27 protein-coding genes are annotated in these 22,221 nt (G+C 41.4%); 4 read left to right on the top strand and 23 right to left on the bottom strand.

Annotation, left to right across the window (positions count from 1 at the left end; all coding sequences use genetic code 11):
* Nucleotides 1–174: 174 nt before the first annotated feature.
* The 3 genes from B6N13_RS08725 to B6N13_RS08715 form a co-directional block, all read right to left on the bottom strand.
* Nucleotides 175–693: an Mpo1-like protein gene (locus tag B6N13_RS08725; RefSeq protein WP_169459104.1), complete on the bottom strand. Its 519-nt coding sequence runs from the start codon at nt 691–693 to the stop codon at nt 175–177.
* Between the two features lie 97 nt (nt 694–790).
* Nucleotides 791–1,039 (bottom strand): hypothetical protein, encoded by a 249-nt coding sequence (locus B6N13_RS08720; RefSeq protein ID WP_169459103.1) that lies wholly within the window; start codon nt 1,037–1,039, stop codon nt 791–793.
* A complete protein-coding gene (locus tag B6N13_RS08715; protein ID WP_169459102.1) occupies nt 1,036–1,842 on the bottom strand; it encodes a PhzF family phenazine biosynthesis protein in 807 nt (268 codons plus the stop codon). Before B6N13_RS08715 ends, B6N13_RS08720 begins: the two co-directional genes overlap by 4 nt.
* A gap of 159 nt (nt 1,843–2,001) precedes the next feature.
* Between B6N13_RS08715 and B6N13_RS08710 the strand changes: the two genes are divergently transcribed.
* On the top strand, nt 2,002–2,469 hold the full coding sequence (locus B6N13_RS08710; protein ID WP_169459101.1) for a GNAT family N-acetyltransferase: 468 nt from the start codon (nt 2,002–2,004) through the stop codon (nt 2,467–2,469).
* Here B6N13_RS08710 and B6N13_RS08705 read toward each other — a convergent pair.
* The 5 genes from B6N13_RS08705 to B6N13_RS08685 all read right to left on the bottom strand — a co-directional run bounded on the left by B6N13_RS08705 (nt 2,438) and on the right by B6N13_RS08685 (nt 5,734).
* Nucleotides 2,438–3,064, bottom strand: coding sequence for a uracil-DNA glycosylase family protein (locus tag B6N13_RS08705; RefSeq protein ID WP_169459100.1), 627 nt, complete (start codon nt 3,062–3,064; stop codon nt 2,438–2,440). The two genes, B6N13_RS08710 and B6N13_RS08705, sit on opposite strands and share 32 nt — an antisense overlap.
* 60 nt (nt 3,065–3,124) lie before the next feature.
* Nucleotides 3,125–3,913 (bottom strand): hypothetical protein, encoded by a 789-nt coding sequence (locus tag B6N13_RS08700; protein ID WP_012069142.1) that lies wholly within the window; start codon nt 3,911–3,913, stop codon nt 3,125–3,127.
* 210 nt (nt 3,914–4,123) lie between these two features.
* Entirely contained in the window at nt 4,124–4,606 is a 483-nt protein-coding gene (locus B6N13_RS08695) for a peptidylprolyl isomerase (RefSeq protein WP_012069141.1), read from the bottom strand.
* Between the two features lie 301 nt (nt 4,607–4,907).
* The gene (locus tag B6N13_RS08690; protein WP_169459099.1) at nt 4,908–5,330 is read right to left on the bottom strand and encodes a GNAT family N-acetyltransferase; all 423 of its coding nucleotides are present in this window, start codon (nt 5,328–5,330) and stop codon (nt 4,908–4,910) included.
* 41 nt (nt 5,331–5,371) lie between these two features.
* On the bottom strand, nt 5,372–5,734 hold the full coding sequence (locus B6N13_RS08685) for a DOPA 4,5-dioxygenase family protein (RefSeq protein WP_169459098.1): 363 nt from the start codon (nt 5,732–5,734) through the stop codon (nt 5,372–5,374).
* A gap of 224 nt (nt 5,735–5,958) precedes the next feature.
* On the opposite strand from B6N13_RS08685, the gene B6N13_RS08680 reads away from it, so the two are divergent.
* Nucleotides 5,959–9,417 carry a PAS domain-containing hybrid sensor histidine kinase/response regulator gene (locus B6N13_RS08680; protein ID WP_169459097.1) on the top strand — a complete coding sequence of 1,153 codons (3,459 nt, stop codon included), beginning with the start codon at nt 5,959–5,961 and terminating at the stop codon, nt 9,415–9,417.
* Nucleotides 9,418–9,423: 6 nt separating this feature from the next.
* Here B6N13_RS08680 and B6N13_RS08675 read toward each other — a convergent pair whose 3' ends face one another.
* The 4 genes from B6N13_RS08675 to B6N13_RS08660 all read right to left on the bottom strand — a co-directional run bounded on the left by B6N13_RS08675 (nt 9,424) and on the right by B6N13_RS08660 (nt 11,882).
* Nucleotides 9,424–10,053 (bottom strand): TetR family transcriptional regulator C-terminal domain-containing protein, encoded by a 630-nt coding sequence (locus B6N13_RS08675; RefSeq protein ID WP_169459096.1) that lies wholly within the window; start codon nt 10,051–10,053, stop codon nt 9,424–9,426.
* A gap of 194 nt (nt 10,054–10,247) precedes the next feature.
* The gene (locus B6N13_RS08670; RefSeq protein WP_012069136.1) at nt 10,248–10,619 is read right to left on the bottom strand and encodes a DUF2750 domain-containing protein; all 372 of its coding nucleotides are present in this window, start codon (nt 10,617–10,619) and stop codon (nt 10,248–10,250) included.
* Between the two features lie 12 nt (nt 10,620–10,631).
* Nucleotides 10,632–11,321, bottom strand: a complete 690-nt coding sequence (locus tag B6N13_RS08665; RefSeq protein WP_012069135.1) for a pseudouridine synthase — start codon at nt 11,319–11,321, stop codon at nt 10,632–10,634.
* Nucleotides 11,322–11,351: 30 nt separating this feature from the next.
* Complete coding sequence (locus tag B6N13_RS08660) at nt 11,352–11,882, bottom strand: GNAT family N-acetyltransferase (RefSeq protein WP_169459095.1); 531 nt, start codon at nt 11,880–11,882, stop codon at nt 11,352–11,354.
* A gap of 437 nt (nt 11,883–12,319) precedes the next feature.
* Here B6N13_RS08660 and B6N13_RS08655 point away from each other — a divergent pair, with 437 nt between their 5' ends.
* Nucleotides 12,320–13,624, top strand: coding sequence for a TIGR00366 family protein (locus B6N13_RS08655; RefSeq protein WP_169459094.1), 1,305 nt, complete (start codon nt 12,320–12,322; stop codon nt 13,622–13,624).
* Nucleotides 13,625–13,881: 257 nt separating this feature from the next.
* Nucleotides 13,882–14,937 carry a maleylacetate reductase gene (locus tag B6N13_RS08650; RefSeq protein WP_169459093.1) on the top strand — a complete coding sequence of 352 codons (1,056 nt, stop codon included), beginning with the start codon at nt 13,882–13,884 and terminating at the stop codon, nt 14,935–14,937.
* 164 nt (nt 14,938–15,101) lie between these two features.
* On the opposite strand, the gene B6N13_RS08645 is transcribed toward B6N13_RS08650, so the two are convergent.
* The 11 genes from B6N13_RS08645 to rlmB all read right to left on the bottom strand — a co-directional run bounded on the left by B6N13_RS08645 (nt 15,102) and on the right by rlmB (nt 22,209).
* Nucleotides 15,102–15,722, bottom strand: coding sequence for a YitT family protein (locus B6N13_RS08645; RefSeq protein WP_169459092.1), 621 nt, complete (start codon nt 15,720–15,722; stop codon nt 15,102–15,104).
* Nucleotides 15,723–15,860: 138 nt separating this feature from the next.
* On the bottom strand, nt 15,861–16,163 hold the full coding sequence (locus B6N13_RS08640) for a S24/S26 family peptidase (protein ID WP_012069130.1): 303 nt from the start codon (nt 16,161–16,163) through the stop codon (nt 15,861–15,863).
* Between the two features lie 22 nt (nt 16,164–16,185).
* Nucleotides 16,186–16,701 carry a superoxide dismutase, Ni gene (sodN, locus tag B6N13_RS08635; protein WP_012069129.1) on the bottom strand — a complete coding sequence of 172 codons (516 nt, stop codon included), beginning with the start codon at nt 16,699–16,701 and terminating at the stop codon, nt 16,186–16,188.
* A complete protein-coding gene (locus tag B6N13_RS08630) occupies nt 16,691–16,912 on the bottom strand; it encodes a hypothetical protein (protein ID WP_048813954.1) in 222 nt (73 codons plus the stop codon). Before B6N13_RS08630 ends, sodN begins: the two co-directional genes overlap by 11 nt.
* A 30-nt stretch (nt 16,913–16,942) precedes the next feature.
* Complete coding sequence (locus B6N13_RS08625) at nt 16,943–17,386, bottom strand: tetratricopeptide repeat protein (RefSeq protein ID WP_169459091.1); 444 nt, start codon at nt 17,384–17,386, stop codon at nt 16,943–16,945.
* Between the two features lie 214 nt (nt 17,387–17,600).
* On the bottom strand, nt 17,601–18,224 hold the full coding sequence (gene cobO / locus B6N13_RS08620; RefSeq protein WP_169459090.1) for a cob(I)yrinic acid a,c-diamide adenosyltransferase: 624 nt from the start codon (nt 18,222–18,224) through the stop codon (nt 17,601–17,603).
* 39 nt (nt 18,225–18,263) lie between these two features.
* A complete protein-coding gene (locus B6N13_RS08615) occupies nt 18,264–18,878 on the bottom strand; it encodes a trimeric intracellular cation channel family protein (RefSeq protein ID WP_012069126.1) in 615 nt (204 codons plus the stop codon).
* Nucleotides 18,879–18,947: 69 nt separating this feature from the next.
* Entirely contained in the window at nt 18,948–19,541 is a 594-nt protein-coding gene (locus B6N13_RS08610; RefSeq protein WP_012069125.1) for a histidine phosphatase family protein, read from the bottom strand.
* Complete coding sequence (locus B6N13_RS08605; protein WP_169459089.1) at nt 19,538–20,323, bottom strand: adenosylcobinamide-GDP ribazoletransferase; 786 nt, start codon at nt 20,321–20,323, stop codon at nt 19,538–19,540. The genes B6N13_RS08610 and B6N13_RS08605 overlap by 4 nt, the downstream gene beginning before the upstream one ends.
* Before the next feature lie 43 nt (nt 20,324–20,366).
* The gene (gene cobT, locus B6N13_RS08600) at nt 20,367–21,428 is read right to left on the bottom strand and encodes a nicotinate-nucleotide--dimethylbenzimidazole phosphoribosyltransferase (protein ID WP_169459088.1); all 1,062 of its coding nucleotides are present in this window, start codon (nt 21,426–21,428) and stop codon (nt 20,367–20,369) included.
* A gap of 13 nt (nt 21,429–21,441) precedes the next feature.
* Nucleotides 21,442–22,209 carry a 23S rRNA (guanosine(2251)-2'-O)-methyltransferase RlmB gene (gene rlmB, locus B6N13_RS08595; RefSeq protein ID WP_169459087.1) on the bottom strand — a complete coding sequence of 256 codons (768 nt, stop codon included), beginning with the start codon at nt 22,207–22,209 and terminating at the stop codon, nt 21,442–21,444.
* Nucleotides 22,210–22,221: the final 12 nt, after the last annotated feature.

Raw genomic sequence — 22,221 nt, 5'->3', positions numbered from 1 at the left:
CTGTAACAGTTAAGTACACTAGAAAGTTATTGGGTAAGCGTCTGTTTCAAAACAGATATTTTGGCTTACTCCAACAGGCTTGTAAGGAAATGGCGCTAGAATAAAAACATTAAGCGCTTCCTGTTCCTACCTTATCTATCTAATCCGCTCCAAACAATTCTACTTCAATCTTAATTATTTGCTATTCTCAGCTTTATTTTGTTTTTCGCAAGAACGTTCTATTGCTTGTTGCCAATCCCGTTTTAGCCCTAGTAAAAACAATAGTTCAACAAAGACAAACAAAGGTCCAATAATCAACCCTGTAATATCGTCCAAAAATGCCGGCTTCTTACCTTCAAAATAATGCCCTACAAATTGAAATATCCAACCTACGACAAACAAACCAATCCCCGTGATTAACCATACGAATGTGCTTTGAACTGCAACAAACTCGGCGAACCCAATTATCAAAGCCAACAATATTGTCATTACGATGCCAATCATTTTGTTTAAGCGGACATAAAAAACACTACAGGCAAGGGCAATGATGAGAGCGGGCGTGAACACTATGTCGAGCAAGGTAAAGTGTGGACGAGACAGTAAAACAGCAATTCCAACAACTATCATCGGAATGCCAACAAAATGCGTTGCAACATTACGACGATCTTGGTGGTAAAAAGCATATTGGGACAAGTGTTCAAGCATGGTTTTCATTTTACAGACCTCTATTTTTATTATTTTATTGATATCAGTAAAACGTATTTCTAATGAATATTGAAGAAAATAATTGATATATCTTTAAAGGAAAAATTCATTTACTTAAAAAGAACCGTACCTGCAAATCACAAACAACCTCTTCACTTCCGAATAGTGTCCACTCAAACCAATTATTCCATTCAAGCACTATCGTTTTCTTGCCCAACACCAACTCATAGCAGTCATAGTCGATACCTTTATCAAAGGCAAAAGGACTGTATTGTGATTTCAACTTCCAGCCTTCCTGCTTTAACCTATCGATAAAGAAATTACCTTTTTCTGTTTCTATATTTTCGATAATCATTCGCTAATACATATTTTCCCTTTCAATGTCGTTACCGCTGAACCAATCAACTTCACTCGTTTATTATCTAAAAGCTCAACTTCTACAAAACCACCACGAGCCGAGGCTTGATAACCTTTAAGTCTATTTTTATTCAGTTTTCCCTGCCAATATACCGCTAAGGCACAATGCGCCGAACCTGTCACAGGGTCTTCGTTCACACCTACCCAAGGAGCAAAGTAACGAGAAACAAAATCCACTTCATTGGATGGTGACTTTGCGGTAACAACAACGCCACGACCCGGTAATGCTTTTAAGCCATCAAAATTGGGGGTTAAATCTAATAACCTATCGTTGCTGTCAATTTCGATAATAAATTTTGCATCAAAGCGACCAAAGAACACGACGTTATTTGGATTAATTCCAAGATGCTCTAAAAGTGTTGCATGATCATCAACGACAGTGCTAATAGTAGCTGACGGAAAGTCCATATCAATCGTTTTATCTTGTACTGTGACCGATAGCGCACCTGACAAGGTATCAAACATCAATGTTTCACCACACGAAACAAAGCCATTTTCCTTTAAAATATGTGCAACCGCTAAGGTTCCATGCCCACACAAGTTGACTTCAACCTTAGGTGTAAACCATCTTAATCTCATGTTACTTACAGATAAAAATGCCGTTTCGGAAACAGCCATTTCTTCCGCAATGGAAAACATGAGACTTTCATCAAGTTCATTTTCTGTTATGCATACTCCAGCGGGGTTACCTTTAAAAGGAACAGAAGTGAATGAATCGACTTGATATATGTCTAGTTCCAAAATTGCATCCTTATATTGAACAACGAGGTTACAGAGTATCTAAATGACAATACAAAGAACAGATTATCAGAGGAGGCGCCATCTTTCATGTTTATAATGTGGCTTCCTAGGCATAATATTGACCAGTAAAATTGAACAGATTCGAATAGGAAAAAAGAAATGATCACATGGCACTGTCAGGCATTTAGCGAGCTATCCAATTACACCTTATATGACCTACTGAAGCTTCGAAGTGATGTATTCGTGGTAGAACAAAACTGCGTTTTTCCTGATATGGATAATTTGGATACACTGCCTAATACGAGACACTTGTTTGCCTTACAAAATAACAAAGTGGTCGCTTATGTAAGACTTTTGGCAAAAGGTGATTGTTATCCAGATCATAGCAGCATAGGTCGAGTGGTAGTTGCGCAAGAAAGCCGTAAAGATAAATTAGGTCACGTGCTAATGACGAATGCGATTAAAGAAACCCTTAACCTTTGGCCAGACAGTCCGATTAAAATCGGCGCACAATCTCATCTTGAACGCTTTTATCAATCCCACGGTTTTATCACAGTATCCGAACCCTATATGGAAGATGGCATAGAGCATTATCTTATGACGAGAGAAACCGAAGTAAGCCTTTAATCCGCAATCTCAGCTCAGGCAAGACATCTGACTCAAACCAAGGGTTCTGCTTGAGCCAGCGATTGTTTCTTGGACTGGGGTGAGGCAATACTAATTTGCCTTGCTCTAGCCAATAACGCCATTGCTTTACTTGCTCAGTCACATTACCAGACTGACCTAAATGGTAGGCTTGAGCATAAGCGCCTAAGACAATCGTTAACTCAATATTAGTCAGCTGATTAAGCACAGCTTCTCGCCATTTGATCGAGCATTCAGGACGTGGCGGTAAATCACCTGATTTCTTTCCAGTTGACGGTCCGCTTTTATGAATACTATTCCCAGGAAAACAAAACCCCATTGGGACGATAGCGACTTGCTGCTCATCGTAAAATTCATCAGCAGATAACCCCAACCATTCACGTAAGCGATCTCCACTTAGATCATCAAACGGCCGACCAATATCATGCGTCTTTTGCCCTGGCGCTTGACCAGCGATTAATAGTTTTGCATTAGGGTGTATTTGCAGAATCGGCTTGGGGGGATAAGGCAGAACATCAGCGCAATGCTGACAGGAAAGAACCGCGTCTTTTAGTACAAAAAATGCATCATGAGACATAAAAATTACCGTATAGAAAAGCACTGCTCGTGCGCAGTGCTTTTCTGATTTGAAAGGCGATTACATGTTGTTTAAGTAAGCCTCGATAAACTGACCTTGATTTGGTGCTTTAGGTGCGGTTTTAAAATTCAATACTTGATCATTAAGTCGTAACTTAAGCTCATCGGTAAAGTCACAGCTAATCGCTTTAAAATCTTTTGCTGTTTCTTTGAAGGCTGGTTTTGCTGCGCATTGATCAGCCACTTTTGATGATACTTGTGCGCAATAAGCGGCAATGGCATAAGTACCCAAATCACTGTCAGAGATTTTATTCCAATCTACTTTGGTTGGTATCTCTGTACCACACTGCTTAGCGACATTGTCATCGGCTTCTTGTATTTTGTTTTTTTGATACGCTAAATGTTTTTCACGATTAAACATCGCTAATTTTTCTTGCACACCTTGCTTTAATTGCTGGTCATAAAGTGCAGAAATGGCTTGAACGGTATCCGCTTTCACTTCATCTTTTTTGCCAAGGTAAATACCATCTTTGGTGTCTGGCAAATATAAGGTATAAGAGCAACAGCCGTAGTTATTAGCGATATAAATCAACGATCTTTTTGAACCGTCAAAGGTGTATTTGAGCCTTTGATCATCGCCCTGTTTGTTAATTTCGGTAAGAAAAACCACGCCATCAATTTCGTGATTCACACCAGTTACTTTCACCAAAGCCTGTTTATTGTCAGTGGTCGGCGCAATGACGACGTTTACACCTTCGCCAGAAGTTAATTCCGTTGGATATTTAGCCAAGTCTAACGCGAAAACGGAATGGCTTAAAAAAAGTAAAAACACAGATAACGTCTTTTTCATCTCAAGTCCCTTTTAGATTGCGGTGCATTATTAAACAAGTAGCAAAATCGCCACAATGTAGATTTGGGCGATATTTAAACACTTATCTTTCTGCCTTTCTAGGAGTTTGACAAAGTAGAGACTTCGCAAAGTTAACTATCAAATTATTAAATGCAAAAAAAACGGCTTCTGAAACATAAATCAGAAGCCGCTTAATTATTTATTTAGTGCTTAGTGGTGATGGCCACCAGCGCCGTGAACATGTCCATGCTCTAGTTCTTCAGCCAACGCCTCACGAACTTCAATGATTTCAACATCAAAGTTCAATGTTTTACCCGCCAAAGGATGGTTACCATCTAGCATCACGCCATCGTCTTCTACTGCGATAACGGTTACTGGCTGTTGGCCGCCTGGAGTTTGTGCCATGAATTGCATGCCAACTTGGATTTCATCAACACCTTGGAAATTTTCAGTCGGTACTTTTTGAATCAATTCTTCATGAACAGCACCGTAACCGTCTTCAGGAGCAACAGAAACTGCAAGCTTGTCGCCAGCGGCTTTGCCTTGAAGCGCTTTATCTAGACCATCAATGATGTTTTGAGCGCCACTTAGAAACACTAAAGGCTCCTGACCAACGGAAGAATCTAGTTCTTGGCCTTGTTCGTCAGTCAACGTGTAGTGCATGCTAACAACGGTGTTTTCTGTGATTTGCATTGTATTCTCCTAATGAACCAATAATAAATAATGAGGGAACGAGCGCTTGATACAAGCAAATCTTACATTTCAACAATAAGCGTTACACCGCCACAACACGAACCCAAACAGTAGTTTGTGGCATTATGATAACGTCCCATAAGCTCAATAACTACCGTATAACCCTAGAAGTTTGGTACGTTCGACGATTTTTAAAGGGATATTTGACAAATATTTTGAAAAAAACGCAAAAATAATCCGAGCTGATCAAATTTAAAGCGAAATTTGATCAGCGAGTTAATCCTAAAATTGCAGGTCAATCCTAAAGTTGAAAGACAGATTGAATTTTTGTAGTCGTAAAACCTAACGAGGCATAAAACTTTTTCGCGCCATCGCGTGTGTCATTGGTACGAACTCGTAATACTATCTTCTCACCTAAAGCCCATTCTTTTGCTTTTTCGACCAAAGCTCGCCCCGCGCCTTTTAATCTTACTTGATCCGCAACGGACAAACCTAGGATTTCTATAAAATCCGCAGAAGCCAATCGAAAGGCATGCTGAGCGTGCAGCCAACCAATCAGTTGTCCATTGAATTCAGCGACCCAGATTTTGTCATTGCTAGATGCAAGTAATCGCTCAAGACGCTTTATAGCAAGATCTTCTGAAACCGTATTTTGGTAACCTAATGCGGCAGCTACATCGGCAATAGCATTGGCGTCTTCTATATCAGCTAATCGGATTTCCATTGCTTCTTACTACTCCATTTATTCATCAGTTTGCATAAAACTCATTCACTTGATGATATGAACTGGGAGACATCCAGCTCATAAGATTTACCCAGCCAGCTAATACCTTGAGTATGATCGACATACTCATTGCCTGTAAGTGGATGCACAAACACGTCCAATGATTGGCGATTTAACATCAACCATGGAACGATCTTACCAAAGGTTTCTGTAGCGAATGAAAGCTGACAGCTCCAAACTGGATGTGGCCCTACTGGCTTTTGATGGAAACGCCCAACACGAATTTCGAACAGCTCACTAGCTTTCTTTGCCACGTCCTTGGCCATTTCAACACCCGCTTCGTCTGTGTAATAGAGATGCGCATGGAACGCTTTGATATCGTCATTTAAAGGAAGTTGGGTCATCGTACCGCCTAACGTTAATAAGTAGTCAACTGAAGAAAAACAAGTTTAGCATTAGTTTCTAGTCTGCAAGAGTCTCTTAGCAAAACAACCTTCCTAATGAATTACACGACCTAAGTCGTAGAGGATTGTTGTATCGGCTATGTTACATTTATATAAAAATAAGACCCAAAAGTCTTAAGACAAACAATAATGACGTATCAGCCTAAGTTCAGGTGATTTATTCAATGACTGTTTTCTGGATTCTGTTAGCCATTCTGTATGTTCTCGGTCTATTCTGGATCGCCATTTGGGGCGACAAAGAAAGTCCAACAGCAAAAAAACTGACTCGTCATCCGCTCGTCTACAGTTTATCTCTGGCTATATATTGTACAGCCTGGACGTTTTACGGTTCGATTGGTGAGGCTTCACGATCAGGCTGGAGTTATTTACCTATTCTTCTTGGTCCAATTTTACTGTATTTATTTGCCTTTCCTGTACTCAGAAAAATGATTACGGTTAGCCGTAAACAAAATATTACTTCTATTGCTGACTTTATCTCTTCTCGATATGGCAAACGCCCAATGACCGCACCTTTGGTCATACTGATTAGTATGCTCGCGGTGATTCCTTACATTGCCTTACAGCTAAAAGCCATCGGCTCGAACTTTGCACTTTTTGTCAATCAGGATGAGTCTTCAACCAGTCTTGTTGTCTTAGTGGCGACTATTTTAATTGGTATTTTCGCCATGCTATTTGGCACTCGAAAAGTCGAAGTTACTGAATATCGTTCAGGTATGATGCTAGCAATTGGGGCTGAATCCTTATTTAAACTGATTTCCATTGTCGCAGTAGGTATTGTTGCGGTTCTTATGACTCAAGAGTTTGATATAAACAAACTCAGCAAAAATGTCGATTTCACGGTATGGAACCCAGAGCAGTTTTTATCCTTCACATTTCTAATGCAAACCTTCATGTCGGCAGCGGCGGTGATTTGCTTGCCTCGCCAGTTCCATGTCACCGTAGTTGACCATCAAAATAATCGTCAATCCAACATGGCGCGTTGGTTATTCCCTTTATATTTACTGATTTTTGCAGTCCTCATCCCACCAATAGCCATTGCAGGTCAAAATCTTTTCTCTGCTGATATAAACCCTGATACCTATGTCATTCAGTTCGCCTTAACGTCTGACAGCCTTCCCTTACAAATGTTAATTTTCCTAGGTGGAATGTCGGCTACTACCGCGATGATTATCATCGCTACTTTTGCCCTAAGCATCATGATCAGTAACGACGTAATCTTACCTCTGATGTTGGCGCGAGCCAGCGCGCAGCAACAAGCCTTACCTCTATATCGTCGTCGAATATTGTTGATTCGCCGCTTAGCCATGATGGGGATATTGTTGTTATCGTTTTTGTATTATCAAAAAATGGCCAATGCTGAGTCATTAGCAAACACAGGCATATTGGCTTTCTCTCTCGTGTTACAGCTTATGCCTGCGGTACTAGGTGGTCTTTATTGGAAGCGCGCCCATGCCCACGGAGTTTATACCGGCTTAACCTTCGGTTTTTTGTGTTGGGTATTACTCATGATGCTGCCTCTAACAGGCAATATGGATTGGGACTTAGAGAGTGCCCAATCGCGCTCAGAACTTATTAGCTATGGCGCTTTTATCAGTTTACTAGCGAATATTTTTGGCTATGTGGTCGGCTCTTTATTATCCACCGAGCGCTTAATTGACCGAATCCAAGCCACCGCCTTTGTTAGCCCAACCACAGAGCTGGAAAAAGGCTTTTTCAAACCCAAAAGCAAGGCCACTAATGGCGATTTTTTTGTTTTGCTGGAAACTTTTTTAGGTAAACAAAAGAGCCAGCAAGTTCTGTCGAATTTTGAACAAGATTACAGCCAAACCATCCCACCAAATGCATCTCCAAATCGTTTATTTGTTGACTACTGCGAACGCATTTTAGGTGGTGTATTAGGCGGTTCTTCGGCTCGTACCATCATTAATTCCATCTTGATTGATAAACAAATCAAGGTAGAAGAAATGGTAACTTACTTAGATGAAACCACCCAAGCCATCCAGTTCAGCCAAAACTTACTTTTCGTTTCCATGGATAATCTAGACCAAGGCATTAGTGTGGTCGATAAAGACCTGCGCATTGTGGCTTGGAACAAAACTTACCTGTCTCTTTATCCTTATCCAGAAGGCATGTTAACTGTTGGGTTGCCTGTGGAAGAGCTAATCCGCTTTAATGCTGAACGCGGAGAGTGTGGCGTAGGTGACATAGAAGAACTGGTTAACAAGCGTTTAGAGCATCTTAAAAAAGGTAGCACGCACCGATTCTTACGTCGTCGAGCAAGTGGTCGTGTCATCGAAATGGTGGGTAATCCTCTACCTGACGGAGGCTTTGTAACCAGCTTTACAGATGTTACAGAGCACATAGAGAGCCAGCAGGCCTTAAAAGAAGCCAACATAGACTTAGAAAAGCGTGTCGAAGCTCGTACGGTAGAAGTGCAAGGCGTTAACCACGAACTCATGCAAGAGATAGAACGACGAAATCAGGCTGAAAAAGCCCTGATCAGCGCCAAAGCAGAAGCCGAGCAAGCCAATGCGTCAAAGACAGAATTCCTCGCCTTAGCCAGCCATGACATTTTACAGCCATTAAACGCCGCCAAGCTCTATATGGGGATTTTGCAATCCACAGAGCTGCCAGACAACACCAACCAAGTCATTGAAAAATTATCCGATTCACTAGAATCAACCGAAGCACTTATCTCAACCCTACTAGAGATCGCCCGCCTAGACCAAGGTGCCATTCAACCCAAGTTAGTGGATTGTAATCTGCAAGATATTCTCGCGCCTATTGTTGCTGAATTTGGAGTTATCGCAGACAGTAAAAACATCCGTTTAACCACACATTTAAGGCCTTTTAGAGTTCATACAGATCCTATTTACTTACGCCGAATCATTCAAAATTTTGTCTCTAACGCGGTGAAGTACACGCAAAAAGGACGCGTATTAATAAGCGTAAGACCACGTGCTGGCGTCGTGTATTTACAAGTATGGGACACGGGTGTTGGCATACCAGCCACCGAGCAAAAGAATATATTTGATGACTTCTATCGCTGGGAAAATACCCAAGAGCCCGGCATGGGATTAGGACTAGGGTTAGTTCGTCGGATGCAGAAACAACTAGGCTTAGGTACCGAAATACATTCTATACCTGGCAAAGGTAGCTGTTTTAGCATCGGTATTCCTTTGGCTCAAAGTGATCACATTATTGATTTCTCAACTTCCCAAGTCACAATTACACCGCAAGAAAAACTGGCTCATTGCTATGTTTGGTGTATTGACGACGATAAAAATAACCTCAACGCCATGAATACTCTATTAACTCATTGGCAATGTGATTGTCGAACCTTTAACCGCTTTAATGATGCCTTAGAGGCAGAAGGAGAAGCAGAGTTACTATTAGTGGATTATCATCTTGATGGGGATAAAGATGGCTTATCTTTGATTAAAGCACTTCGAGCTCGTGTTGGAAAAAACATTCCAGCTGTATTGATCACCGCCCTACGCGATCCTGAATTAGTTGAGCAATGTAAGCAACAGAACATTACCTACATGGCGAAACCTGCAAAGCCCGCAAAATTACGGGCTTTGGTTCAACATATTCATCAATTGAGAGAAGACGCGAAATAGCAGGTTTTAATTCGTTTTAGGTAGACTTAGACCACAACCGGCTAGAATAATACCGCTCACGGTATCACCGATGCGTTGTAGGTCTTCATCTCCCAAAGACTTAATTCCACTTAAGGCTAAGACTTGCGCTTCAAAATCTGCATAATGCTGAGTGGTTGCCCAAATCATGTAGATGACACTAGCGGGATCGCATTGGCGCATTTTTCCTGCATCCATCCAAGATTGCAGCAAAGCCACGCGAGATTTAAACCATGGCTGTAACTCTTCTTTTAGGTAGTCGCCAATGTGCAGTGCTCCACCAATCACTTCCATAGCGAACAAACGAGAAGCAACCCCTTTATCAAAGCTTTGCTTAAGTTTAACGCGGATAAAACTGTCCAATACAGCGGCTGGATCATCGTTGATAGTCGCCTTATCAAACAAATCATTCCAACCCATCAAGGTCTGATCAAGTACTTGCTTGTACAAGTTAGCTTTAGATTGAAAGTAATAAATAATATTTGGCTTGGGTAAACCTGCGCGTTCAGCTATGTGCTGAAGGCTGGCACCGTTATAGCCTTTTAAGCCGAATTCAATTTCAGCGGCTTCTAATATTTTAACAAAGACTTCTTCACGGTGATTTTGACGTTTGCTCATGGGGGAGTTAAGTCCTAATTTGGAAAGATATTCTAATAACCAGACATTCCCTCTCTATCTTCCTAATATAGAAGAAAGAAATTAACCCTCTCTTTGAAGCTCTATCCCTTTGCTTCAAATTAGTGAGCGATTAAGTTCCCTCCCTTTATCTTCAAAAAGAGGTCTGGAGAGGAGCTGTTTTAATTTCTAATGGATTAAGCCAACAGCGCAGTTAACTCTTCCGCTGTCGATAGCTTACCCTCGTCTTCAATATTTGGAAAAACAGCTACAGTAATCTTGTCTGCCGCAAGACTTGGTAGCCATTCTGTTTTAAACGTCTCAAGGGAAACAGACACAGGCTCACAGTCGTCCCAATCTTCAATAGCCCACTGGCTGGCAAATTCTGCATCTGGCCAAACCATCACACAATCGCCATCGTCAGTTTCAACCATGACGAAACCTTCTTCGTTGCTTAAACTCCAGACTAGCTCTGTGGCTTTTGCTTGCTCAACAAAATACGCTAAACGTTCGCTGTCAGGCGCAACTAACAGTTGAACGCGTTCTTCCATTGATAATTCTTTCATCATTTAATCTCTTTATTAAAAGTAAGCAACTTCTTCTTCGGTTAATTCGCGAAACTCACCAGCTTGAATATCTGCATCCAGTGACAACAGACCAATTTGATCGCGGTGAAGCTCTTCCACTTTATTACCAACGGCAGCCAGCATGCGTTTTACTTGATGATATTTGCCTTCTTGAATCGTCAAGTAAATATCACAATCGCTAATACGTTCTGCGATCGCAGGTAGTGTTGGTTGTGACTCGCCGTTCAACATCACACCTTCTTCCAATTGCTTCAAATCTTCATCACTAATTGGATCCGCTAACATCATACGGTAGCGTTTGTTACAAGCATTACGCGGTGAGGTAATTCGATGCAGCCATTGACCATCTGTGGTTAGAAGCAGTAAACCAGTGGTGTCTTTATCCAAACGACCAACGATTTTCAATTCTTGCCCTAGATGCGAAGGTAAAAGATCCAACACCGTTGGATGATCTGGATCTTGGGTTGCACACACATAACCCGCAGGTTTATGCAGTAAATAGTATCCCTCAGATGGCCATGCCAAAAGGATATCATCTAGGCAAATCTGATCCCCTTCTTGTACGGTGTAATTGGCTTTTTTAACCACTTCACCATTTACAGTTACACGGCCTTTTGATGCTGCAATTTTTGCAGCTTTACGTGCCAATTCGGTCACGTGGGATAAATAAAAATCAAGTCTCAAGGGTATCGCCTATGGCTTTGTTAATTAAATTTAAGAGAATACTTCGTGGGTGGTTTCAATTTCTTTGTAGAAAAACGTCGCATTATACAACATACCGTTTGCACTACGAGTGTAACCAGGCACTTCACCAAACGGAATATAGCCCATATTGACATACATGTCGTGAGCTATGTCATCGCTTCTAACTTCAAGCATTAGTAACTGTCGCTGCATCGATGCTGCAACGCGCTCAACACCTTGCATCAGCATACCACCCAAGCCATGTTCTCTTGCTTGAGTGTGAACCATTAGCTTTTCCACATCACAACGATGTAATGCATTGGCTTTTGGTGACATGGCAATTTGCACACTACCAACTACTTTATCGTCTTCACGGATCAATAAAACTTGGCGGGCATTGGCTTGCAAATCATCGTTAATAGATAACCAATAAGCTTTAGCTTCGGATTCACTCATTGGCGGTAAAAAACCAATTGGCGCACCTGAATCGACGGCATCGCATAACAACTCGACAAGATCATCTAGGTAGGGGTTAAGGTTGTCTACTTTGAGTAATTCCAAACTCTTTTCCTCTGTCTTTTTGATTGGCGTAATAATACCTGAGCGAGGCTCAGTTAGGAAACGCCAGCATGAGTTAAGCAACCAGAAGACACAAAAATGATAAAAATACAGAACATTAACTATTGGTTTCGACTCTGATAGTCCCTTAAGAGCAACCTGTGGAGCATAAAGAACACTAAGAGGCTGAGCTTCACCATTTTTATTACTTTAAGGCACCATAAAACGAAGGAGCTTCCATACAAAAAAACAAGAAATACAACCAAAGTGAGCTACTGACAAAAAGTTATTTTAAATTAATTTACTTTTAACCTTGATCAAAACCGTTACATTGATTAAATTTGTTCGCATAACAAAGATAAATTCGCATTGCGAACACAAATTACTATAGCCATCACTTTTATTGATACATAACCATCTAATAAAAAGAGAATAATATTATGGAAGCAATAACCAATTTTTCCGTGCGTATTGTACAGCGATACTTGCCAAGTGCTTTTGTACTCGCTGTCATACTCACAGCTATCACCTTCGTATTAGGAATTGCTATTGCTGGCCAAAGCCCCATGGCTATGGTTGGTTATTGGGGAGATGGATTTTCCAAATTATTTACCTTCGGTATGCAAATGGTTCTAGTCTTATTAACTGGCTATGTTCTAGCAATGACGCCAATTGTAAAAAAAGCCCTCAATACTTTGGCAAAACAGGCCAGCACCCCCAAACAAGCCTTAGCCCTTACCATCTTAGTTAGCTTCGTTTGCTATTACCTAAACTGGGGCTTTGGTATGGTGGCAGGTGCCATTTTAGCAAGAGCAATGGGACGTAGTGTAAAAGTACATTTCCCTCTTATTGTCGCCGCAGCTTATGGTGGCGAGTTAGTACGTGGCCCCTCTTCTTCCATCCCTTTAGTTATTGCTACTCCTGGCCACTTTATGGAGAAATCAATCGGGATTGTTCCTGTATCACAAACGCTATATTCAAGCTGGAATATAGTGCTAACCATCATCCTTTTAGTCTTATTGATTGCCTTTTTTATGCTACAGAAGCAACCAAAAGAGATCATTTTGCTGGACGATAAGGAAGATGAAGATGTTGAAATAAAAGCATTTGAGGGAAAAATGTGCTTTTCTGACTGGATCGAGCACAGCCGACTACCCACTTTGTTTTTAGGTTTATTAGCCGCAAGTTATTTAATCGCTAAGATCATAAACGGCAGCTTTAGTCTTAATCTAAACAGCATGATTTTAATCTTTCTGGCGCTTGGATTAATACTTCATAGAAACTCCGCATCTTACCTTCATGCAGCTGAATTAGCGGTAAAAGCTGGGCGAGGCATCATCGTTCAGTTCCCACTTTATGCAGGCATAGCAGGCATGATGACCAAAGCCGGATTAGTCACCATTTTTTCCAATGCCATTATATCGGTCGCAACAGTCAAGACATTTCCAGTACTTACCTTCTTATGCGCAGGTATTGTGAACTTCTTTATTCCATCAGGTGGTGGCCAATGGGCGATTCAAGGTCCAATTATGATGCAAGCGGCCTATGAATTGGGAGCAGATCCGGCCCTAACCATTATGGCCTTTACTTGGGGAGACGGTTGGACAAATCAAATTCAACCATTTTGGGCGTTACCATTATTAGGTGTAGCAGGGCTTTCTGCACGTGACATAATGGGGTATTTAGTTATTTGGCTAGGGATTTCCGGTATTGCGATTGCTGGAACCTTTATGATACTGATGTAAGTATTTTCTTGATAAAAAAGTGCCTAACTTTATGGGGTCACTTCTGCCGCTTCATAAATAGGCACTTTTTTATTTATTCATTAAATACTTTTTGCCCCATTACGGTTTCAATTAAGTCCTTACCGGTTGAACCTTCAAATTTTTTCCATATCAGAGGCAATGCCCCAAATAGATAGACTAGAAGACCAAGCATTAGATTTAGAGCAATAAGAGTAGTCTCTCCTGACTTATTTCAACTATATAGAGATATATAATTCATGAAACCTTTTGTTTACAACGCTCTTCCATCACGCGTGATTTTTGGCTCCAATACTTTATATCAAATTAAAGACGAACTAAGACTGCTAGGAAAAAATCGCGGACTAGTCTTATCTACAGCAGGCCAACATAAGGCAGCCAGTCAAGTTTCTAATCTACTAGGAGAGTTTTCCGTAGGTTGCTTTAATGGTGCAGCGATGCACACTCCTACCACAGTAACAAATGACGCACTGAAAATAGTAATGGAAACTAAAGCCGATTGTATAATTGCCATCGGTGGCGGTTCCACTATAGGTTTAGCAAAGGCAATAGCTCTTCATACAAACCTACCACAAATAGTTATTCCAACGACCTACGCAGGTTCAGAGGCGACTCCAATCATTGGTCAAACTGAAAATGGAGTGAAAACAACTCAGCGCACCCTTAAGGTATTACCTGAAGTCATTATCTATGATGTAGAGTTAACTAAAACGCTACCGGTAGCTATAACAATCACATCAGCAATGAATGCGATAGCTCATGCTATCGAAGCCCTTTATTCTAAAGACGCCAATCCTCTTATCTCTATGTTAGCCGAACAAGGAATAGAAGCTTTGGCACATGCAATTCCGGTTATCTACCATTCTCCACTAGATAACTCAGCTCGCTCTGATGCTTTATTCGGTGCATGGGCTTGTGGTACGTGTCTTGGGGCAGTAGGGATGTCTATTCATCATAAGCTTTGTCATACACTAGGCGGTAGTTTTGGCCTTCCTCATGCCGAAACGCACACTGTAATTCTTCCCCATGCAGTAGCCTACAACGAGAGCGCTACAACTGAAGTAATGGCAAAAGTCGCCAAAGCATTAGGGGTTAGTAATGCTGCACAAGGTCTTTACGATCTAGCAGCTCAACATGGCGCTCCAACATCTCTCAAAGAAATAGGAATGAATGCTTCTGATATAAATTTAGCTGTCGAAATAGCCTGCGCCTCGCCTTATTGGAATCCTCGACCTATAGAAGCAAATGCTATACATAATCTACTAAGTAATGCCTTCTACGGTAAACGTCCTTGAAAAAGACACAGTCAGCAATAGCATTAATACACTACCAACTCTTTGAAAAAAAAGAAGGTAATTTTGCCAAGTTGCATTATACAAAGCGATGGCCAGTTTTACTTGACCACTACACTATGCCACTACAATAAAAACTACTCTTAAATAGATGTTTATGAAACGGCTTAAACATTCCCCATGTAACGCCCTGGTTTATGGTTTACTGCGATAATCATATTTAAAGCAATGGCGCCGACAAACGAGATAATGATTAAGGTGTAATCCACCACAAAAACAGACAACATCACAATCATACAATCAACAGCCATCTGGAATTTCCCCATGGAAATACCATATTTTTCAGCTAAATAACGCGCCAAAATATTCATGCCACCTAAACTAGCATTGTGGCGGAATAGCATTAAAAAGCCTACCCCCATCAAAAAGCCACCTGCAATACTGGCATAAAATGGGTTAACCTTATCAAAAGTAACTAGCATAGGCGTGATATCAGCAAAAACCGACAAACAAAATACTGAAAGGAAAGTTTTAATGGTGAATTCCCAACCAAAATGTAGGATCGCCAAAATATAGAAAGGAAGGTTTATCAAGAAAAAAGCCTGACCAAAAGTCAAAGGAGTTGAATACTTCATCAAGAAAGCCAACCCAGCAGAACCACCCGTTAACAAACCGGCATGAGTGAAAAGGTTCACACCTAATGCAATGATCAAGGTGCCAAGAATTACTGCTTGAACATCCTCAAGACGAGTATGTTTTTTCATTTTTGGTAGTTCTGCTATCGACATGTATTTCTCTTTGGGTAAATCAATTATTGGTATTTCAGGGGCGTGGATTTTAGAGAAAAACAGGTCTAAGACCAATATCAAAACAGAAAGCAATTTTTAGCTAGTTTTCTAAAACTGTCTTATTTTATGTACACCTAATTATGTGGCACAAATTCGGTGAATGACCTTTCCCACAACACGCCTTGGAGACACCCACCCAATCCGTTCTGATTGCAGACTTTTATTGCTTTCACCCCCTAGCCAAAGCTGACCATCTGGGGCTATGTGCAATACTTTTTTGATAATAAAACCGTACAAAGCATGATCAACTACAACAAGATGGCCTATTTTGAGTTTTTTATGCCAACGGCTGGTAAATACAAAATCCCCATCATTTAAAAATGGAGCCATACTCTCGCCTTGCACCTTAATTAAGTGAAGCATGATCCCTCCCTTATGCAATTTCTTTATTAGATTAATTTTTTCAAGCGCGGTTTTTAATTTTCAAATCTGGATAAATCACATCTAACATAGGTGGATAAGGACAAGGTGCTCGATAAGTTAGAACGTCTTTCGTAAACCAAAAGGCTTCTGCAAAGTTATTCACCAAAGTAACCAACTTCTCCCCTTCTACGCGATCAATTCCCTGTTTGCACTTTGAAGCTTGCAACATGATGGAATGAACTAAGTCATGGACATTAGGAACTTGCTCAAATTGCGGCGCTTTAAAATAATCTCCCCAAATAATTCGAACAGCTTCTTTCACTTCTGCACAAGCTGACTCTTTTTCGCTTACCAAACGAGAGATCTGGGCAAAATCAGCCACACCTAAAGACGCTTTTTCCTCTACTTCTTTAATTAGGTCCATAAGACGAACACAGCTCAGCGCCGCTAATTGAGCAGCAGAAGGATCATAAATTTTACACGGAATATCACAATGGGCCTGTGCGGTTTTAAATCCGATCACTTTATCTAATGTTTTTATCACACTATGCATCATGACCAATATCCTCTTTCTCAAGTTGTTTGCAACGACGTAGTAATTGCTTATAAACAAAACCACCGACAATAATTCCCCCCACTGCAAATATCGTTAGCGTATGAATTAACTCACTCGACCAGTGAGTATGATCATGGCCAGGATGCGCCCGTACAATTTGACTTATAAAAAGCAAAGTACCTGACAACATAGCTGCAATAATCAATTTCATATCATCACTCCTTGCTTTAATAACTGAAAATTAATGGTGAATCATAGAAGCAGGCATAGCCACCACGTTAGACAAAGACTGCATCAAGACTCTACTTTGCGCAGACATCTCTTTGTTATAACTTTGAGTAAACAAATCCCACTCAAAACGAATATGAGTTGCCGTTCTCATAATGAGATCACGCTGTTCATCATCCATATCAGGTCGGGCAATAATGGTTTGTAAGAAATTTACCGCGCTTTCAAATTGAGTATTGGCAGAAATAAAGTCACCCAGAGCGGTATAAGATTCGGCAATATTCAAAAAACTCACAGCTGCGGCCGCCACAGCAGATTCAGCATCTCGATAGAAATCTTCATCGAATGAACGCTCAGCTTGCATCAATGCTTGTCGATTTAAATCGACAGCATCAGTAAAAGCATGGTTTGAATAAGCTCGATTAGCTTGTCTCGTTAAACGCTCCCAGTCTTGCATTGTTTTCTCCACGATATGTCATGATGCCAAATAAAACTTAATGAGAATCATTATCACGTAAGAATTTAGAAAAATCCAGATAATTTGAGAATAAATCTCATTTTTATGTATTTTTTACATTATGAAGAATCCGCTTGGATCAAAGCAGTAGATAGAAAGGATAGTTAAAGAGAGGGAAATAAAATGAATCAGAAAAAGTAGCTCGCGATGCGAACTACCATTCGATTCCGACTTGAGCTTTTACACCATTTGCAAACGCGTGACGTTCATTGCCAATTTTACTGTGCGTATCAACACTGTCTAACAAGACACGTGGCGCTGTACGACCTGTCATCATGACGTTTTGGTGAGCTGGACGCGCTGCTAATGTGGTAATCAAATCGTCTTCGTTTAAATAGCCGTATTTATACATGTAGGTAATTTCATCCAACAAGACAAAATGTACACTGGGATCAGACAAAACACTCTTAGCCAAGGCCCACGCTTGTTCTGCGGCTTCTTTTTCCAACTCTGGATTACGTGTTTCCCACGTAAAGCCATGTCCCATAACGTGAAAATCGACTAATGGATGAGAACCAAAAAACAATTGTTCCCCGGTAGCCTTACGCCCTTTTATAAACTGAATCACCGCACATTTTTGCCCATGCCCTAAAGCACGAGCCATGGTGCCAAAAGCGCTAGAGCTTTTGCCCTTGCCATTTCCGGTTAGCAAGATGGTGACACCACGTTCTTGCGTCGCAGCAGCGATACGCTCGTCAACAACCGCCTTCTTCTTCAACAAGCGCGCTTCGTTCTTTTCTGCTTGTTCTGCATTTTGCTCTGGAGAAAGATCCGTCATAATTTGTCTCTTTGATGTCATCTTGTATTTTTTCTTGTACTACTTTTTCTTGTACAACAACCAACTTGGGTAATACAAATCTTTATGTATCGCAAACACCCTTAGTATAAAGACTAAAGCCACAGCGTAAATCGAGTTAAACTCATGTGTCGGGACGTTTTTTTCAAGTAGCACCAATAACAAGGCACCTAAAAATGCTGGAGTTGCGTAAAACTCTCGCCCTAAAACCAAGGGAGGACGATAGCTCAAAATATCGCGAATAACACCACCAGCCACACCGGTAATAATCCCCATAGTAATAGCAATGGTTGGCGGAAAACCTAAACTCAACACCTTTTCTGTCGCTACAACTGTAAACAAAGCCAAACCAAATGAGTCTGCATAATGAAAAACCGTTTGTCTATCTTCAATAAAGCGTACAGTAAAAAATGCCAACGCCGAAAATAAAAACGCTACCCACAGATAAGATGTGTCTTTTACCCAATAAACTGTTTCCACGGATAAAATAGTGTCTCGGATAGTTCCGCCTCCCAATGACGTAACCATACCAAGAAACACGACACTAAAAAGATCCATGTCTTTTTTAGCAGACGAAATAACCCCTGTGATTGCAAACGCAGCAATCCCAAACATACCCAAAAGATATAGCAACATTTTTTATTGATTCTCAATCGAACTTAAGAAGACCTAGCGAATACCAAGCCCAACATTAAAAGGTACTCGCTACTGAATAGATACCCAATCACCAGCACCCAAACGCTTTAGCATGACAAAATCTTCCTGAATGGAAAACTCCGTCAAACTACTGAAACCCACATCTATTCGGTGACATTGATCCAAAGGCCACTGACAGAGCATGCTGACAAATACCTTGATAACACCAGAATGGGCAACCAATACGCAATTCTCCATCGGCATATCTTTCACAGAAAGCCACCATTGCCAAACACGATCTGCTACAACTTGTAGAGACTCACCATTATAAGGTGCTGAGCGCACAATGTCGTCAGCCCACAGATCTATTTCTTGCTTTGGAATATCTTGCCAACACAACCCTTCCCAATCACCAAAGTCTAACTCTTTTAGCGCATCAACAACTTGTGATTTGCCATCACCGATATGTTCAGCTAATCGTGCTGCTCGGCTTAACGGGCTATGAAAACATACGTTCGACTCGCCATCAAATTCGATCGATAGAGCATTTTTTAATGCTTGTGCTCCCTCCTCCCAACCTTCGGCAAGTGGTACATCCATATCCCCGTAACAAAGACCTTTTTTAACCTCTGGCCTTGGATGTCGAATCAAATAAAGCTTCATGAATAAGATACCAACAGACACATAACAACCAATATTTCACCTATCTGCTCGCTCGCTCCTAAGGTATCACCATTAAAACCATCAATTTTTTTACGTAAATAAAGGCGTATCAAAAAAACTAAAACGGCGGCCAAAATAAAGGTGAGGATCAAATCGAACAAATTAAACGCCAACACACCAACCAGCAAACATGGCGCCAATGCCACTAACCACTGACTAGGATTCAACTTAGCAATCATACTAGATGCTTTGCTTTGTCCCATGGTCACATAATCAAGCGTATTCATTAAAACCAGAGGTATGAATCTCGCAACAATATGCACAACACACCAACCACTTAAGGTATAAACAAAACCTAGAAACGAGTCTGGAATCACCTGCAATAATTCACTCAACAATAACCATTTGAGTGTCAAAGAAAACCAAATAGACAAGGCAGCATAACTGCCAATGCGCGAATCTTTCATGATCGACAAGCGTTGCTCTTTATTCCAGCCGCCAACCAAACCATCGCAACTGTCCATCATACCATCTTCATGAAATCCACCGGTTAATAACACAGCACTCAACAACATCACCAACGCTTGCAAAGAGGTCGACCAATCAAACCATAATGGCCAAGCACTCAATAAGCCCACCACCAAACCAATCCATGGCAAAAAGCACACCGCGGGGATGTGCTCTATCTCATCACTCCAATCCACCTTCAAAGGGATTCGAGTATAAGTGGCAAGGCTACGTTTAAAACCTTGCCAATAAGTGCCGATAATCATGCCTTTCATTCTATTTCTGCTTGTCTAGTTATTTCTATTGGCAAATCGAAAGCTATTTAGAATCACTCACACCAGCACTTTCAAAGCTCGCCATCTTATTCAAAAACAGACACGCACTGTTGATTAATGGATAAGCTAAAATAGCACCAGAACCTTCGCCCAAACGCAGGTCCAAAGACAAAATAGGTTCCGCATTTAAATGATCAAGTAGCAACTTATGAGCTTTTTCATTTGATTGATGAGCAAAAATCGCATATTCACGCACATTCGGGGCAACTTTTTGTGCAAACAGCAAAGCCACTGAACAGATAAAACCATCCACCACGAAGGCCGTCTGGCGCTGTGCAGACTGCAACATCGCACCTGCCATCGCCAAAATTTCAAAGCCCCCTACCTGCTCAGCAAGGGTTTGGGCGCTCCAATTTGCCATTGGCTGTCCGGTTTCTTGCTCGGCACGTTTTAATGATTGCTCAATCACCTGAGCTTTATGAGAAACACCAGCCTGATCCAATCCTGTTCCGCGTCCAGCACTGTCGGCAGCGCTCACACCAATTAACGCAGTCATCATGCAAGAAGATACACAGGTATTGCCAATGCCCATTTCACCAAACATCAACAAGTTCACGCCATCATCAATAGCAAAATTGGCTTCGTCAACACCCGCTTGAATCGCTTGTTCAAGTTGCTGTGTCGTCATTGCGGCTTGTTGACTAAAGTCCTGAGATGAAAATGCTACTTTGCGCGCACCTAATAAAGGATGAGCAGCGAGTTCTGCATTCACTCCCACATCAACAATTCGCAGCGGCACATTATGTTGCTCACAAAAAACACTCACGGCGGCACCACCCATCAAGAAGTTCATCACCATTTGCGGTGTGACTTCTTGAGGAAATAAACTAATGCCCTGAGCAACAACACCATGATCAGCAGCAAAGATGATCATCTTAGCTTTTGAGGTATCAGGTGTTAACGTTTGCTGAATCTTACCCAGCTGAAAAGCAATGCCTTCCAACTCGCCTAAGGCACCTAAGGGCTTAGTTTTGTTATCTATTTTGCGTTGCAACTCTTCGGCAATATCAGCTGAAGGAGCTTGAATATTAAACTGCTCAAACAAGGCTTGATGCCCCTTAACCTTTGGCCTTAACAGCGCGCTGACGCACCACTTCGTAGAGACAAACACCTGTCGCTACAGACACATTCAAACTAGAAACCACACCAGCCATAGGCAGTTTCACAAGATAATCACATTGCTCACGAGTCAAGCGACGCATACCGTCACCTTCTGCGCCCATAACAATGGCCGTCGGAATGGTTAAATCTTGCTCATAAATGGTTTGTGTCGCTTCACCAGCAGTGCCAAAGATCCACACACCTTGGTCCTGCAACTTCTTCATGGTGCGAGCAAGGTTTGTCACCGCGTACACAGGAATGCTTTCAGCGGCACCACAAGCTACTTTACTTACAGTAGCATTTAGCGGAGCAGAATTATCTTTAGGCATCACAACAGCATGGGCACCAGCGGCATCGGCACTTCGTAAACAAGCACCTAGATTGTGAGGATCGGTCACGCCATCCAAAATAATGATCAGCGGCGTTTCATCTAAACCAGCTACCAAAGTATGCAAGTCGGCTTCGTTACCCGCTTTGCTCATCGCGGTATAAGCAACCACGCCTTGGTGAACCACACGATCTTTATTTGACGTAAATAACTGATCAAGATCACGGCGAGCGACCACGCTATGGCGTACTTTATTGGCTTTACAAAGCTGCATTAAACGCTGAGTTTTCTTATCGTCACGGCCTTCTTGAAAACGTACTTCTTTAATACGTTCTGGCTGTTGGTTTAAGGCATTTTCCACGGCATGAATGCCGTATATCCATTCTAAATCTGACATTATCTACTCTAT

The sequence above is a fragment of the Marinomonas sp. UCMA 3892 genome (assembly GCF_012726345.1).
Classification (GTDB): domain Bacteria; phylum Pseudomonadota; class Gammaproteobacteria; order Pseudomonadales; family Marinomonadaceae; genus Marinomonas.
This window is presented reverse-complemented; position numbering and strand designations above follow the sequence as displayed.

Excerpts from the sequence above, each read along its gene's own strand:
- B6N13_RS08670 (WP_012069136.1), bottom strand. The coding sequence starts at position 10,619 with ATGATGAAAGAATTATCAATGGAAGAACGCGTTCAACTGTTAGTTGCG.
- B6N13_RS08675 (WP_169459096.1), bottom strand. The coding sequence starts at position 10,053 with ATGAGCAAACGTCAAAATCACCGTGAAGAAGTCTTTGTTAAAATATTA.
- B6N13_RS08605 (WP_169459089.1), bottom strand. The coding sequence starts at position 20,323 with ATGAAAGGCATGATTATCGGCACTTATTGGCAAGGTTTTAAACGTAGC.
- sodN (WP_012069129.1), bottom strand. The coding sequence starts at position 16,701 with ATGATGCATAGTGTGATAAAAACATTAGATAAAGTGATCGGATTTAAA.
- B6N13_RS08705 (WP_169459100.1), bottom strand. The coding sequence starts at position 3,064 with ATGTCTCATGATGCATTTTTTGTACTAAAAGACGCGGTTCTTTCCTGT.
- rlmB (WP_169459087.1), bottom strand. The coding sequence starts at position 22,209 with ATGTCAGATTTAGAATGGATATACGGCATTCATGCCGTGGAAAATGCC.
- B6N13_RS08610 (WP_012069125.1), bottom strand. The coding sequence starts at position 19,541 with ATGAAGCTTTATTTGATTCGACATCCAAGGCCAGAGGTTAAAAAAGGT.
- B6N13_RS08680 (WP_169459097.1), top strand. The coding sequence starts at position 5,959 with ATGACTGTTTTCTGGATTCTGTTAGCCATTCTGTATGTTCTCGGTCTA.
- B6N13_RS08655 (WP_169459094.1), top strand. The coding sequence starts at position 12,320 with ATGGAAGCAATAACCAATTTTTCCGTGCGTATTGTACAGCGATACTTG.
- B6N13_RS08725 (WP_169459104.1), bottom strand. The coding sequence starts at position 693 with ATGAAAACCATGCTTGAACACTTGTCCCAATATGCTTTTTACCACCAA.
- B6N13_RS08625 (WP_169459091.1), bottom strand. The coding sequence starts at position 17,386 with ATGCAAGACTGGGAGCGTTTAACGAGACAAGCTAATCGAGCTTATTCA.
- cobO (WP_169459090.1), bottom strand. The coding sequence starts at position 18,224 with ATGACGGATCTTTCTCCAGAGCAAAATGCAGAACAAGCAGAAAAGAAC.
- B6N13_RS08650 (WP_169459093.1), top strand. The coding sequence starts at position 13,882 with ATGAAACCTTTTGTTTACAACGCTCTTCCATCACGCGTGATTTTTGGC.
- B6N13_RS08630 (WP_048813954.1), bottom strand. The coding sequence starts at position 16,912 with ATGAAATTGATTATTGCAGCTATGTTGTCAGGTACTTTGCTTTTTATA.
- B6N13_RS08645 (WP_169459092.1), bottom strand. The coding sequence starts at position 15,722 with ATGTCGATAGCAGAACTACCAAAAATGAAAAAACATACTCGTCTTGAG.
- B6N13_RS08615 (WP_012069126.1), bottom strand. The coding sequence starts at position 18,878 with ATGTTGCTATATCTTTTGGGTATGTTTGGGATTGCTGCGTTTGCAATC.
- B6N13_RS08720 (WP_169459103.1), bottom strand. The coding sequence starts at position 1,039 with ATGATTATCGAAAATATAGAAACAGAAAAAGGTAATTTCTTTATCGAT.
- B6N13_RS08695 (WP_012069141.1), bottom strand. The coding sequence starts at position 4,606 with ATGCAAATCACAGAAAACACCGTTGTTAGCATGCACTACACGTTGACT.
- B6N13_RS08710 (WP_169459101.1), top strand. The coding sequence starts at position 2,002 with ATGATCACATGGCACTGTCAGGCATTTAGCGAGCTATCCAATTACACC.
- B6N13_RS08700 (WP_012069142.1), bottom strand. The coding sequence starts at position 3,913 with ATGAAAAAGACGTTATCTGTGTTTTTACTTTTTTTAAGCCATTCCGTT.
- B6N13_RS08690 (WP_169459099.1), bottom strand. The coding sequence starts at position 5,330 with ATGGAAATCCGATTAGCTGATATAGAAGACGCCAATGCTATTGCCGAT.
- B6N13_RS08685 (WP_169459098.1), bottom strand. The coding sequence starts at position 5,734 with ATGACCCAACTTCCTTTAAATGACGATATCAAAGCGTTCCATGCGCAT.